Origin of the sequence: Roseomonas sp. GC11, from assembly GCF_024437745.1 — a bacterium.
Lineage (GTDB): Bacteria > Pseudomonadota > Alphaproteobacteria > Acetobacterales > Acetobacteraceae > Pseudoroseomonas.
Genome location: NZ_JANFNY010000103.1, coordinates 1 through 13,137, shown reverse-complemented (window position 1 = coordinate 13,137; position 13,137 = coordinate 1). Strand labels below are relative to the sequence as shown.

12 protein-coding genes and 1 pseudogene are annotated in these 13,137 nt (G+C 70.3%); 2 read left to right on the top strand and 11 right to left on the bottom strand.

Going from position 1 to position 13,137, the window contains the following annotated elements:
- The 3 genes and pseudogenes from NON00_RS21860 to NON00_RS21850 all read right to left on the bottom strand — a co-directional run.
- Positions 1-470 (bottom strand): annotated as a pseudogene (locus tag NON00_RS21860) (hypothetical protein); the annotation flags it as partial.
- Positions 467-2,251, bottom strand: a complete 1,785-nt coding sequence (argS, locus tag NON00_RS21855; RefSeq protein ID WP_256024876.1) for an arginine--tRNA ligase — start codon at positions 2,249-2,251, stop codon at positions 467-469. The pseudogene NON00_RS21860 and the gene argS, both read right to left, overlap by 4 nt.
- Positions 2,252-2,260: 9 nt before the next feature.
- Positions 2,261-3,412, bottom strand: a complete 1,152-nt coding sequence (locus NON00_RS21850) for a deoxyguanosinetriphosphate triphosphohydrolase (protein ID WP_256024874.1) — start codon at positions 3,410-3,412, stop codon at positions 2,261-2,263.
- A gap of 114 nt (positions 3,413-3,526) precedes the next feature.
- Here NON00_RS21850 and erpA point away from each other — a divergent pair, with 114 nt between their 5' ends.
- Both erpA and xth read left to right on the top strand, forming a co-directional pair.
- The gene (gene erpA, locus NON00_RS21845; protein WP_256024873.1) at positions 3,527-3,883 is read left to right on the top strand and encodes an iron-sulfur cluster insertion protein ErpA; all 357 of its coding nucleotides are present in this window, start codon (positions 3,527-3,529) and stop codon (positions 3,881-3,883) included.
- 15 nt (positions 3,884-3,898) lie between these two features.
- On the top strand, positions 3,899-4,678 hold the full coding sequence (gene xth, locus NON00_RS21840) for an exodeoxyribonuclease III (RefSeq protein WP_256024872.1): 780 nt from the start codon (positions 3,899-3,901) through the stop codon (positions 4,676-4,678).
- Between the two features lie 187 nt (positions 4,679-4,865).
- On the opposite strand, the gene NON00_RS21835 is transcribed toward xth, so the two are convergent.
- From NON00_RS21835 to NON00_RS21800, 8 genes are all read right to left on the bottom strand, one after another.
- Entirely contained in the window at positions 4,866-4,997 is a 132-nt protein-coding gene (locus tag NON00_RS21835; protein ID WP_256024871.1) for a hypothetical protein, read from the bottom strand.
- A gap of 97 nt (positions 4,998-5,094) precedes the next feature.
- A complete protein-coding gene (locus tag NON00_RS21830; RefSeq protein WP_256024869.1) occupies positions 5,095-5,250 on the bottom strand; it encodes a hypothetical protein in 156 nt (51 codons plus the stop codon).
- A 5-nt stretch (positions 5,251-5,255) separates the two neighbouring features.
- On the bottom strand, positions 5,256-5,588 hold the full coding sequence (locus NON00_RS21825) for a hypothetical protein (protein ID WP_256024868.1): 333 nt from the start codon (positions 5,586-5,588) through the stop codon (positions 5,256-5,258).
- 12 nt (positions 5,589-5,600) lie between these two features.
- On the bottom strand, positions 5,601-5,879 hold the full coding sequence (locus NON00_RS21820; protein ID WP_256024867.1) for a hypothetical protein: 279 nt from the start codon (positions 5,877-5,879) through the stop codon (positions 5,601-5,603).
- A 270-nt stretch (positions 5,880-6,149) separates the two neighbouring features.
- Positions 6,150-7,874, bottom strand: coding sequence for a dihydroxy-acid dehydratase (ilvD, locus tag NON00_RS21815; RefSeq protein WP_256024866.1), 1,725 nt, complete (start codon positions 7,872-7,874; stop codon positions 6,150-6,152).
- Positions 7,875-8,021: 147 nt separating this feature from the next.
- A complete protein-coding gene (locus tag NON00_RS21810) occupies positions 8,022-9,344 on the bottom strand; it encodes an MFS family transporter (protein ID WP_256024865.1) in 1,323 nt (440 codons plus the stop codon).
- 229 nt (positions 9,345-9,573) lie between these two features.
- On the bottom strand, positions 9,574-12,270 hold the full coding sequence (locus NON00_RS21805; protein ID WP_256024864.1) for a valine--tRNA ligase: 2,697 nt from the start codon (positions 12,268-12,270) through the stop codon (positions 9,574-9,576).
- 228 nt (positions 12,271-12,498) lie between these two features.
- Entirely contained in the window at positions 12,499-13,017 is a 519-nt protein-coding gene (locus tag NON00_RS21800; RefSeq protein ID WP_256024863.1) for a DUF2497 domain-containing protein, read from the bottom strand.
- Positions 13,018-13,137 lie beyond the last annotated feature (120 nt).

Sequence of the window (13,137 nt, the reverse complement as noted above, 5' to 3'; positions counted from 1 at the left end):
GCCATGCCCGGCTGCGCCGGGGCCTGCGGGGCGGGCAGCTGCGCCGGGGTTGTGGCCGGGTTTGTCGCGGGAGTTGCCGCGGGGGCCGGGGCCGCCGGCGGGGTCACCAGGCTGGCCGGTGGCGGTGCCGTGGCGGCGCGCAGCGCGTCAAGGTTCGGTGCCTCGGCCGCCGGGCCGAGCCGCCCGGCGGGGTCGAAGGCATTGCCGGCGCCGCGCCGCTCGAAAATGATTTCGTCCTGATTGGCGACGCGCAGCCCGCCCCGGTCATCGGGGCGGATCTTCATCGGGCGCGAATCGGCCTCGATCACCGGGATGGTGGTGTTGCCGTAGCGGCTGGCCGCCCAGCCGATCAGCCCGCCCGCCGCCAGCACCGCCGCGACGCCGCCCGCCATCAGGGCGAGGCGGCGCGAGCCGCCCCCGTCATCCGAGGTTTCGCGGATCCGATAGGACGGGACCTGAACTTCCCTCACCGCATCTCCTCAACCGGTTGCACGCCCATGACCGCGAGGCCCGAGCGGATGACGATGGCCGTGGCCGCCACCAGGGCGAGGCGGGCCTGGGTGGCCTCCGGCGCATCAGCCTGGATGAAGCGCAGTGTCGCATCATCACGGCCACGGTTCCACAAAATATGAAAGTCGCCAGCCAAGTCCCCGAGATAAAAGGCAATTCGGTGCGGCTCCCGCGCCGCAGCAGCGGCCTCCACCGTGCGTGGCCAGGCCGCGATTCGGCGAATCAGCGCCAGTTCCGCCGGGTCCTTCAGGCTGGCCAGCGGCGCCTCCGCCAGCGTCTCGCGCGGCAGGTCGCCCGCCTGGCGCAGCACGGAGCGGCAGCGCGCATGGGCGTACTGCACATAGAAGACCGGGTTGTCGCGCGACTGCTCCACGACCTTGTCCAGGTCGAACTCCATCTGCGCGTCGGACTTGCGCGTCAGCATGGTGAAGCGCACGGCATCGCGCCCGACCTCGTCGATCAGGTCGCGCAGGGTGATGTAGGTGCCGGCGCGCTTGGACATCCGCACCGGCTCGCCGCCCTTCATCACCTTGACGATCTGGCAGAGCAGCACGTCGAGCGGCACCGCGCCGTCCGACAGGGCCTTGGTCGCCGCCTGCATGCGCTTGACATAGCCGCCATGGTCGGCGCCCCAGACCTGCACGAGCTGCTGCATGCCGCGCGCGATCTTGTCGGCATGGTTGCCGATGTCGTTGGCGAAATAGGTGTTGCTGCCATCGCTCTTGCGCAGCGGGCGGTCCACGTCATCGCCGAACTTCGTCGAGGCGAAGAGCGTCTGCGGGCGCGGCTCCCAGTCATCGGGCAGCTTGCCCTTGGGCGGCTCCAGCACGCCCTCATAGACGAGGCCCTTCTCCGAGAGCGCGGCGATGGCGGCATCCGCCACGCCATCGCGCACCAGCTTCGCCTCACTGATGAAAACATCATGCTCGACACCGAGGGCGGCGAGATCCTCGCGGATCGCCACCATCATCGCGTCCACGGCGAAGCCGCGCACCGTGTCGAGCCAGAGCGACGCATCGGCCGGCACGGCGCCCGGCGCCAGCGCGTCGCCATGCTGTTCTTTCAGGGCCTCGCCGACGGGGATCAGGTAGTCGCCGCGGTACTGCAGCCCGCCGGGGACGGCGGCGGCGTAGTCCTCCTCCGTCAGCGTGGTGCCGAGGGCCTGGAGGTAGCGCCAGTAGGCGGCATAGCCCAGCGCCTGCACCTGCGCGCCGGCGTCGTTGATGTAGTATTCCTTGGTGACGGCGGCACCCGCCTTGGCCAGCAGATTGGCCAGCGCATCGCCCACCACGGCGCCGCGGCAATGGCCGACATGCATCGGCCCCGTCGGGTTGGCCGAGACATATTCGACATTCACCCGCACGCCGCCCCCAGCCGGGCTGTCGCCATAGGCCTCGCCGGCGCGCAGCACGGTGGCCACCTGGCCCAGCAGGAAGGCTTCCGCCAGGCGCAGATTGACGAAGCCGGGCCCGGCCGGCGCGGCCTCCGCCACACTCGGCAGCGCGGCGAGCGCGGCGGCGAGGTCGGCGGCCAGCTTCGGCGGCGGCAGCTTCGCCACCTTGGCCACCACCATCGCGGCATTGGTCGACATGTCGCCATGCGACGCGTCACGCGGCGGCTCCACCGTGACGCGCGCCAGCGCCTCCTCCGGCAGGTCGGGCAGCAGGCGGCGCAGGCAGGCCAGCACCTCGGCGCGCAGCGCGGCAAAGATATCCTGCGGGGCGGGGTGGGTCTGTTCCATGATGTCCGTTCAGCCGGGAATGTGGGGGTCAGTCAGGCGCCGGTGCTCGTCCAGCGCGAAGCGGTCGGTCATGCCGGCGATATAGTCGCACACCACGGCGGCGCATTCGGCGCCGCCGGGCTCACCGGCGCGCAGGCGCCATTCGGAAGGCAGCATGTCCGGCCCGCCATGCAGCAGGCTGAACAGCACCTGCACCACGCGGCGCGTCTTCTGCGTCGTGCGGTTGACGCGCCAGTGGCGGTACATGCGCTCACGCAGGAAGGCGCGCACCTGCTGGTTGGCCTCCTGCATCGGCGCGCTGAAGACGACCATGGGCCGCCCGGCGGCGCGCACCTCGGCCACGCTCGCCGGCGCCAGCGCGGCGAGCCGGCGCGAGGCCTCCGCCACCACATCCTGGATCATGCGGTTGATGACGCGGCGAATGGCCTCGCTGGCCTGCCGCGCGGCGGGCGCCTCCGGGTGGAGGTCGCGCACCTCGCGCACCGCCTCGCCCACCAGCGGCAGGGCGGCCGCCTCCTCCAGGCTGAAGAGGCCGGCGCGCAGCCCGTCATCCAGGTCGTGGTTGTTGTAGGCGATGTCATCGGCCAGGGCGGCGGCCTGCGCCTCGACCGAGGCGTGGCTCTCCAGCTCCAGCGGGTGCAGCGCGTCGTATTCCGCCATGAAGCGCGTGGGGCGGCGGATCGGGCCATTGTGCTTGGCCAGCCCCTCCAGCGTCTCCCAGGTCAGGTTCAGCCCGTCGAAGCCGGCATAGCGCTTCTCCAGCACCGTCACCGCCTTCAGGCTCTGCGCATTGTGGTCGAAGCCGCCATAGGGGCGCATCAGCCCGTTCAGCGCATCCTCCCCGGCATGGCCGAAGGGCGGGTGGCCGAGGTCATGGGCAAGCGCCAGCGCCTCCGCCAGATCCTCATCCACCCGCAGGCGGCGGGCGATGGAGCGGGCGATCTGCGCCACCTCGATGCTGTGGGTCAGCCGCGTGCGGAAGGCATCGCCCTCATGATAGATGAAAACCTGCGTCTTGTATTGCAGGCGGCGGAAGGCGGCGCTGTGGATGATCCGGTCCCGGTCCCGCTGGAAGGGCGAGCGCACCCCGCCGGCCGGCTCCGGATGGAGGCGGCCCCGCGAAGTCTCGGCGCGCACGGCGAAGGGGGCGAGGTCGGACATGATGACCGCGCGGCTTACCAGCCACCCCGCCGCGCCGCAACGCCGCAGGCCGGGGCGCGGCGTTGGAAAACCGCGCCCGCCCCCCTATGTTGCGGCCCTGAGGAGTTCCACACCATGCCCGACGGCACCGCCCCGCCCCCGCCCGCCTTCCGCGTCACCCCCCGCGCCTTCGCCCAGGTGGCCGAGATCGCCGCGCGCGATGGCCGCCCGCAGGCCGGGTTGCGCCTGGCCGTGCTGGCCGGCGGCTGCTCCGGCTTCCAGTATTCCTTCCAGCTCGACGACACGCTGGCGGCCGATGACCTCGTGCTGGAACAGGATGGGGTGAAGGTGATGATCGACCCCGTCAGCCTCGACCTGCTGGCCGGGGCGGAGCTGGACTGGGCGGATGAGCTGATCGGCGCCCATTTCACCGTGAAGAACCCGCAGGCGGCCTCGGGCTGCGGCTGCGGCGCCTCCTTCTCCCTCGGCTGAGCGGCCCGCCCCCGCGTGCGCCTCGCCAGCTTCAACGTGAATTCGGCGCGCAAGCGCGCGCCGCATCTGCGCGCCTTCCTGCAATCCGCCCAGCCGGATCTTGTCTTCCTCCAGGAACTCAAGTGCAAGACGGAGGAATTCCCGGCCGGGGAATTCACCGATCTCGGCTATACCAGCCACGCCGTCGGCCAGCATGGCGGGCGCAACGGCGTCGCCGTCCTGGGGCGCATTCCCTTCGCGGTGGTGCTGGACCGCCTGCCCGGCGAGCCGGAGGATGAACAGGCCCGCTATGTCGAGATTGCCGCGGCGGGCGCCCGGCTGGCCGGCATCTACCTGCCCAACGGCAATTCGGGCGGGGCGGAGGGCTATGCCTACAAGCTGCGCTGGATGGAGCGCCTCCGCCTGCTGGCGCGGGAGCGGCTGGACAGCTTCACCCCCTTCGCCATTCTGGGCGACTTCAATGTCTGCCCGACGGAGCTGGACCTCGCCCCCCGTGCCCTGCCGCCCACCGATGCGCTGGTGCGGCCGGAGACCCGCGCCGCCTTCCGGGCGCTGGAGCATCTCGGCCTGACCGACGCGCTGCGCGCCCTGCATCCGGCGGAGCGGCTTTATACCTACTGGGATTACGGGCCGGCCTTCGAGGCCAACCGGGGGCTGCGCATCGACCATGCCCTGCTCTCGCCGGAGCTGGCGGAGCGGCTGGGGCGTGTCTGGGTGGATACCGCGCCGCGCAGCCAGGAACAGCCCTCGGACCACACGCCGCTCCTTGTCGAGATCGACACGGGCAGGGTTTAAAATACGGGCCTCGGGTGGTCTTGAGGGGGCTTTGCCCCCTCAAACTCCCCCCATTTTTTCCCTTGGGCAGGGAGCAGGGCTCCCTGCACCCGCCATCAGAAAGGGTTTCCAAAGGCCTCAGGCCTTTGGTGGGGAGAGTTTGAGAGGGGCGAAGCCCCTCTCAAGGGCAGGCGCCACGCGCCATGGCTCAGCGCCAGCCGCCGCCCATCATCGGGCCATGCATCGGCCCGCCCCATGGCCCCGGGCCGGGCGGCGGCACACAGCCGATCAGGCCAATCGCGGCCACCAGCAGAACGGCAATCAACAAGGCGTGGCGCATGGATCCTGCCTCCCAGCAGGGAATCTGTGAGGGATGCGGGCCTCACCGCATCCGGTTCACGGGGTCTTTCCAATTTCGCATGTGCGAAGCGGCTGCGCTACCAGCCCCGGTGCCAATATGGGGGCGGAGGGGGCGGCGGCGCGTAGTAATAGCCCCGGGGCGGACCGTAATAGCCGGGGGCCGGCGCGACCACGCAGCCCGCCAGACCCAGGGCCGCCACGGCCAGCAGCAGCAGGGGAAGCAAAGGGCGCATCTCTGTCACCTCCAACCGGGCTCGACCCAGACCCAGCGGCCCCGCCGCTCGGCCCAGTAGCCTTCCCGCCAACGGCCCGGCCGCTGGCGGCGCCAGCGCCCCGGCACCCAGACATAGGCACCCCGCAGCCAGGCCCAATGCCCGGGCTGCCGCACCCAGCCGGGGCGCGGCGGCGGGCCGGGCGGCGGCTCGAAGCGCAGAGGTGGCGCCGGGGGTGGCCGCCAGCCCGGCGGCGGGCCGCCATAGGGCTGGGCCACCGCCGCCCCGGCGCCGGAAAGCGCCAGAGGCAGGGTCAGGGCGCCCAGCCACCCCGCCAGAATTCCGCGGCGCGCGATCATCGCCCCCCTCCCTCAGAACGGCCGCGGCGGCGGCGGGTGGCGGTGGTAGCGCCGGCGGCGGCGATGATGCCGGGGCGGCGGCGGAGGCGGCGGCGGGCGGTGGTGATGCGGGCGCGGCCCGGCCATGGGCGGATGATGCGGCGGCGCCCCCGGTGGCAGGCGGTCCGGCGCGCCGGGCGGCCCTCCGTCATAAGGCCGCGGCTGGGCCAGCGCCGGAAGGGCCCCGGCCGGGACGAGCAGCAGGCCAAACCCCGCCGCGATCCTCCCCAGCATGATCCTTCGGTGCATCATCGGCGATCTCCTCTCATGCTCCGGCCCCTGGCCTCGGCGGAAGCGCGCGGGGCCGGAAGCCCTGCGGAACCATAGGCTCCCTCGCCAGCATGGCGATGCTGGGGCAGAAACGTGGCCTGCCATGGCAAGTTGTGACAGGACGTAAACAGAAGGGGCGGCGCCCTGCGGCACCGCCCCTCCCTTTCCCGCCCGGACGCTCCCTCCCCCCCCAGCCGGGCACCGGGGCGCCTCCGGGGGGAGAGGGGCGAAGCCCCTCAGGGACTCCAGGGCTCAGATATCAGCGTAGCAATGGGTTTCCTCGGCCCCGCCGGGATGCGTCACCGCGCCCAGATAGGCCGGGCCGACGAGCTGGGCGTACTTCCACAGCGCGCCGGAATTGTAGTCGGTCTTGCGCGGCTGCCAGGCGGCGCGGCGGCGGGCCATCTCCTCCTCGGAGATCAGCACGTCGATCGTGCCCTTCTCGGCGTCGATGACGATGCGGTCGCCATTCTGCAGCAGGCCGATCGGGCCGCCGACCGCCGCCTCGGGCCCGACATGGCCGACGCAGAAGCCGCGCGTGCCGCCGGAGAAGCGGCCATCGGTGATCAGCGCCACCTTCTCGCCCATGCCCTGGCCATAGATGGCGGCGGTGGTCGAGAGCATCTCGCGCATGCCGGGGCCACCCTTCGGGCCCTCATAGCGGATGACGATGATATCGCCTTCCTTGTAGGCGCGCTGCTCGACGGCCTTGAAGGCCTCCTCCTCGCAGTCGAAGCAGAGCGCGCTGCCCTCGAAGCGCAGCGTCTTCATGCCGGCGACCTTCACGATGGCGCCGTCCGGGGCGAGGTTGCCCTTCAGCCCGACCACGCCGCCCGTCGGCGTCAGCGCCTTCGAGACCGGGTAGACCACGTCCTGATCCGTCGGGAAGACGATATCGGCATGGTTCTCGGCCAGGGTCCTGCCGGTGACGGTCATGCAGTCGCCATGCAGCAGGCCCGCGTCGAGCAGCGCCTTGATGATGACCGGAATGCCGCCGATGCGGTGGACATCGAGCGCCACATACTTCCCGCCCGGCTTCAGGTCGGCGATGTAGGGGGTGCGGCGCATGATGGCGGCGACATCATCCAGCGTGAAGCGGATGCCCGCCTCATGCGCGATGGCCGGCAGGTGCAGGCCGGCATTGGTGGAGCCGCCGGTGGCACCGACCACGACCGCCGCATTCTCCAGCGACTTCAGCGTGACGATGTCGCGCGGGCGGATATTCTTCCGCAGGAGGTTCATCACGGCGCGGCCGGATTCCACCGCCCAGCGGTCACGATCCTCATAGGGCGCCGGGGCGCCGGCGGAGCCGGGCAGCGCGAGGCCGATGGCCTCCGACACCGTCGCCATGGTGTTGGCGGTGAACTGCCCGCCACAGGCGCCGGCGGAGGGGCAGGCGACGCATTCGAGGGCGTGCAGATCCTCATCCGACATATTGCCGGCGGCGTGCTGGCCGACCGCCTCGAACACGTCGACGACGGTGACGTCCTTGCCCTTGAACTTGCCGGGCAGGATGGAGCCGCCATACATGAAGACGCTCGGCACGTTCAGGCGCAGCATAGCCATCATCATGCCCGGCAGCGACTTGTCGCAGCCCGCCAGCGCCACCATGGCGTCATAGCTGTGGCCGCGGATCGTCAGCTCCACCGTGTCGGCGATGGCATCGCGCGAGGCGAGCGACGACTTCATGCCCTGGTGGCCCATGGCGATGCCGTCGGTCACCGTGATGGTGGTGAATTCGCGCGGCGTGCCGAAGGCTTCCTTCACGCCCTTCTTGACGCTCTGCGCCTGGCGGTTCAGGGCGATGTTGCAGGGGGCGGCCTCGTTCCAGCAGGTGGCGACGCCCACCAGCGGCTGGGCGATCTCCTCCTCCGTCATCCCCATCGCATAGTAATAGGAGCGGTGCGGGGCGCGCTCCGGGCCGACGCTCACATGGCGGCTCGGCAGGCGCGACTTATCCCATTTATGCTCAGCCATGCGGGCGTGACCTTCATTCTGTTGCGTCCCGCCGCTGTATCGCGCAACAAGCTTCCGCCGGCAACCCGATAGCGCCATCTTTCCCGCGCGGGGCTGCCCTTTGCGCCACGCGGGCGGGGAGAGCCAGCCCTCCCCGCCCCACCCGGTTCAGCCACGCGGCTCGGGCGGCGCCATGTAGCCATGCTGGCGCGGATCCTTCATCGACAGCGTCGTCAGGAAGGAGATCAGCGCCATGAAGGAGACATACCAGAAGAAGCTGCTTTCCATGCCCTGGCTCTTGAGGAAGAGCGCGACATATTCCGCCGTGCCGCCGAACAGCGAATTGGCGATGGCATAGCCGAGGCCGACGCCCAGGGCGCGGATCTCGGCCGGGAACATCTCCGCCTTCACCACGCCGCTGATCGAGGTGTAGAAGCTGATGATCAGCAGCGCGGCGAGAATGCCGAGGAAGGCCGCCGGCGCGCTGTGCACTGTGGCCAGATAGCCCATCAGCGGCACGGTGACGATGACCATGCCCGCCCCGAAGACCAGCAGGCTGTTGCGCCGGCCGATGCGGTCCGACAGCGCGCCCAGCGGCGGCTGCATCAGCATGTAGCAGAACAGCACCGCCGTCATCGTCTGGCTGGCGCTGGCGGCGCTGAAGCCGGCGGTGTTGACCAGGAATTTCTGCATGTAGGTGGTGAAGGCATAGAAGGACAGGCTGCCGCCCGCCGTCAGCCCGATCACCTGCAGCAGCGGGCGCGGATGCGCCAGCAGCAGGGCGATGCTGCCCGCGCCCTTGCGGTTGCGGTCGCTGGCCGAACTCGTCTCATGCAGGGTGCGGCGCAGGAAGAGGGCGATCACCGCCGTGGCCGCGCCGATGAAGAAGGGCACGCGCCAGGCCCAGGCGCGGATTTCCGCCGTGTCGTAGAGCGCCTGGAGGATCACCACCACGAGCAGCGCCAGAAGCTGCCCGCCGATCAGCGTGACATACTGGAAGGAGGCGTAGAAGCCGCGGTGCTTCGCAACCGCCACCTCGCTCATATAGGTGGCGGAGGTGCCGTATTCACCACCCACCGAAAGGCCCTGGAGCAGGCGCGCGACCAGCAGCAGGATGGGCGCGGCGATGCCGATGCTCTGGTAGGTCGGCAGCACCGCGATCATCAGCGAGCCGAAGCACATCAGCAGGACGGAGATCAGCATGGAGCTGCGGCGGCCATGCTGGTCGGCGATGCGGCCGAAGAGCCAGCCGCCGATCGGCCGCATCAGGAAGCCGACGGCGAAGATGGCCGCGGTGTTCAGCAGCTGGACGGTGGGATTGTCGCCGGGGAAGAAGGAAGGCGCGAAATACAGCGCCGTCGCCGCATAGACGTAGAAATCATACCACTCGACAAGATTGCCCGACGAGCCGCCGAGGATGGCGAGCACCCTGCGGCGGGTATCGTGCGGGTCGGCTGCCGCTGTCTGAGCAGCGTCACGCTGGTTGGTCATGGTCTCTCCTGTCCGCTGCCGCCACCCGGAGGTGGCGAGGCTTGGTCAGGCGATAAACCAGCACGGGAAAGACGGATATGATCTACCCCAAGTTCATGTCCGTCATTTCATAATTGACAGATCATATTCTCAAGAAGCGCCGGAGAATTTTATTTCTACCGCGCACAGATACCGCGGGAGGGCGGAAGAAAAGCGCGGGCCGGCGCAAAACCCCGGCCCGCGCCCTGTTTCACTCCGCGATACGGGCCAGCGCGGCCTCAAGCCGCGCCACCTCGGCCTGATAGGCGGCCAGGCGCTCGCGGTTTTCCTCCACCACCTCGGGCTTGGCGCGGGCGACGAAGTCGGCATTGGCCAGCTTCTGCTCCACCTTGGCGCCCTCGGCGGCGGCCTTGTCGCGCTCCTTCGCCAGGCGCGCGCGCTCGGCGGCGAGGTCGATCACCTCGGCCAGCGGCAGCAGGATGGTGGCCTCGCCCACCACGACCTGCGCCACGCCCTTCGGCGCCTCCCCCTCCAGCGGGTGGAACCCGGTGGCGCGGCCGAGGCGGCGGATGGCCTCGATCCAGCGCGCGCCGCGCGCCAGCGTCTCCGCCGCCGCGCCCTGCGCCAGCAGCGGCACGGTGACGGAGGGCGGCACGTTCATCTCGGCCCGCACGCCGCGCACGGCGGAGACGAGGCCCACCACCCAGTCCAGCTCCGCCCGCGCCTCGGCGGCGCCGGGGATGGCGATGGGCTGCGGCCAGGCGGTGACCATCAGCGTGCCCTCGGCGCCATAGCCGAGCCGCGCCCAAAGCTCCTCGGTCAGATAGGGCATGACCGGGTGCAGCAGCTTCAGGATGGTGCCCAGCACATGCTGCGCCGCGCCCTTGACCTCCGCCTTCTCCGGCCCGTCCTCGCCATTCAGCGCCGGCTTGGCGAATTCCAGGAACCAGTCGCAGAAGCTGTTCCAGACGAAGCGGTAGCAGGCCGAGGCATAGTCATCCATGCGGTAGGCCTCCAGCGCCGCATTCGCCTCGGCGATGGCGGTGTTGGCGGCGTCCAGGATCCAGCGCGCCAGCGGCGTCCGCACCGCGGCGGGGTCGAAGCCCGCATCCGGCGCGATGCCGTTCATCTCGCAGAAGCGCGCCGCGTTCCACAGCTTGGTGCCGAAGGAACGGAAATCCTCGACGCGCTTGCGGCCCAGCTTCACATCGCGCCCCGGCGTGGCCAGGGAGGCGATGGTGAAGCGCAGCGCATCGGCGCCGAAGCTGTCCACCAGTTCCAGCGGGTCGATGACGTTGCCCTTCGACTTCGACATCTTCTGGCCCTTCTCGTCGCGGACCAGGCCATGGATGTAGACGGTGCGGAAGGGCACATCGCCCATGAAGTGGAGGCCCATCATCATCATCCGGGCGACCCAGAAGAAGATGATGTCCCACCCCGTCACCAGCACATCGCCGGGGTAGTACTTCGCCAGTTCGGCGGTCTTGGTGGGCCAGCCCAGGGTGGAGAAGGGCCAGAGGGCGGAGCTGAACCAGGTGTCCAGCACATCCGGGTCGCGCGTCAGGGTCACATCGGCGCCGAGCTTCGCGCGGGCCTCGGCCAGCGCCTCCTCCTCCGTGCGGGCGACGAAGACGCTGCCATCCGGCGCGTACCAGGCCGGGATCTGGTGCCCCCACCAGAGCTGGCGCGAGATGCACCAGGGCTGGATGTCGCGCATCCAGCTGAAAAAGATATTCTCGAAATGCTTGGGGACGAATTCCGTCCGCCCCGTCTCCACCGCCTCGATGGCGGGCTTGGCCAGGGTGGCGGCGTCGCAATACCACTGCATCGTCAGGCGCGGCTCGATCGGCACGCCCGAGCGGTCGCCATGCGGCACGGCATGGGTGTGCGGCTCGATCTTCTCGACGAGGTCCAGCCGCTCCAGCTCGGCGATGATCTCCTTGCGCGCGGCGAAGCGGTCCTTGCCGGCCAGGGCGCGGACGAAATCCGGCTCCGTCACGCCCGGGAGGGCGGCGATGTCACCGGCGATCTCGTCGAGGAAGACCCTGCCATCGGCATCGAGCACGGACGGCATGGCGAGGCCATGCCGCTTGCCCACGGCGAAGTCGTTGAAGTCATGCGCCGGGGTGATCTTCACCGCGCCCGAGCCCTTCTCGGGGTCGGAATACTCATCGGCCACGATGGGGATGCGGCGGCCAACCAGCGGCAGGATGGCGAATTGGCCGATCAGGTCGCGGAAGCGCTCATCCTCCGGATGCACGGCGATGGCGGTGTCGCCCAGCATGGTCTCCGGCCGGGTGGTGGCGACCACGATGAAGCGGCCCGCCTCCCCCTCGACCGGGTAGCGCAGGTGCCAGAGGCTGCCCTTCACCTCGCGGCTCTCCACCTCCAGGTCGGAGATGGCGGTCTGGAACTTCGGGTCCCAGTTCACCAGGCGGCGGTCGCGGTAGATCAGCCCCTGGCGGTGCAGGGTGACGAAGACCTCGCGCACGGCCTCGGAGAGGCCCTCATCCATGGTGAAGCGCTCGCGCGGCCAGTCCAGGCTGGCGCCGAGGCGGCGGAGCTGGCGGGTGATGCTGCCGCCCGACTGGCCCTTCCACTCCCAGACATGCTCCAGGAACTTCTCGCGGCCGATCTCGCGGCGATCGACGCCCTGCGTCGCCAGCAGGCGCTCCACCACCATCTGGGTGGCGATGCCGGCATGGTCGGTGCCCGGCTGCCACAGCGCATCCCGGCCCTGCATGCGCCGCCAGCGGATCAGGGTGTCCTGGATCGTGAAGGTGAGCGCGTGGCCGATATGGAGGCTGCCCGTGACATTGGGCGGCGGGATCATGATGGTGAACGGCGCCGCCGGGCTTTCGGGATGGGCGCCGAACCTGCCGGCGGCCTCCCACCCTTCATAGAGGCGCTGTTCGAACGAGGCGGGCGAGAGGGTCTTGTCGAGCATGGCGCACGCTTGTGCGCCCGCCGCGCCGCCGTCAAGAGGCTGCGCGCGGGGTCCCATGGCGCGGGAAGAGGGACCCTGGTCTTGAGAGGGGCTTCACCCCTCTCAAACTCTCCCCACCAAAGGCCTGAGGCCTTTGGAAACCCTTTCTGAAGGCCGGTGCAGGGGACCCTGTCCCCTGCCCAAGGGAAAGAAAGGGGGGTTGAGGGGGCAAAGCCCCCTCAGGACCACTTACCCCGCGGCGCGCCCCAGGACGCGCTCGATCTCGGCCTTCACCAGCCGTTCCACCAGCGGCGGCAGATGCTGGTCGAGCCAGGATTTCAGCAGCGGGCGCAGCTCCTCGCGCACCACATCCTCGATGCTGGGGCCGCCGGCCCGCTGGACGGGGGCCTTGCGGTCATCGGCCACGGCGCGGGCCAGCTGCCCCAGCGCGGCGGCGGCGGCGGCGGCGGCCACGGGGCCGAGCAGCGCATCCCCGGGCAGGGCCGGGGCCGGCTCGGCCGGCGCCTCGGCGGCAGTGGGGAGCGCCACGGGAGGGGCCTGGACGGCGGGCGCGGCAGGCGGGGCGGTCTCCTGCGGGGCCGCGGGAGTCTTGGGCGTCGGGACCAGCATGTCTTCGGTCAGCTCCAGCGGCGGGTGCCCCGCCTCCAGGTGTTCATCCTCGTTCAGGATGTTGCGGATGGAGGAGAGGATGTCATCCATCGAGGGCTCCCCGGCAGGCGAGGCCGGGCGGGCGGGAGGCAGGGCCATGTCTTAGCGTGCCGTATCCTGGGGGTTGCTGGCGCCGGGGAGATCGGCGGCGAGATCGCCGGTGCCGAACCAGCGGCTGCGGACGGTGCGGTAATAGGCTTCCATGTCGTACTGCGCCAC

Coding starts and splice junctions, on each gene's coding strand:
- erpA (WP_256024873.1), top strand. CDS start 3,527: ATGCCCGACGGCACCGCCCCGCCCCCGCCCGCCTTCCGCGTCACCCCC.
- NON00_RS21810 (WP_256024865.1), bottom strand. CDS start 9,344: ATGACCAACCAGCGTGACGCTGCTCAGACAGCGGCAGCCGACCCGCAC.
- NON00_RS21850 (WP_256024874.1), bottom strand. CDS start 3,412: ATGTCCGACCTCGCCCCCTTCGCCGTGCGCGCCGAGACTTCGCGGGGC.
- NON00_RS21820 (WP_256024867.1), bottom strand. CDS start 5,879: ATGATGCACCGAAGGATCATGCTGGGGAGGATCGCGGCGGGGTTTGGC.
- NON00_RS21825 (WP_256024868.1), bottom strand. CDS start 5,588: ATGATCGCGCGCCGCGGAATTCTGGCGGGGTGGCTGGGCGCCCTGACC.
- NON00_RS21835 (WP_256024871.1), bottom strand. CDS start 4,997: ATGCGCCACGCCTTGTTGATTGCCGTTCTGCTGGTGGCCGCGATTGGC.
- NON00_RS21805 (WP_256024864.1), bottom strand. CDS start 12,270: ATGCTCGACAAGACCCTCTCGCCCGCCTCGTTCGAACAGCGCCTCTAT.
- NON00_RS21800 (WP_256024863.1), bottom strand. CDS start 13,017: ATGGCCCTGCCTCCCGCCCGCCCGGCCTCGCCTGCCGGGGAGCCCTCG.
- NON00_RS21830 (WP_256024869.1), bottom strand. CDS start 5,250: ATGCGCCCTTTGCTTCCCCTGCTGCTGCTGGCCGTGGCGGCCCTGGGT.
- ilvD (WP_256024866.1), bottom strand. CDS start 7,874: ATGGCTGAGCATAAATGGGATAAGTCGCGCCTGCCGAGCCGCCATGTG.
- argS (WP_256024876.1), bottom strand. CDS start 2,251: ATGGAACAGACCCACCCCGCCCCGCAGGATATCTTTGCCGCGCTGCGC.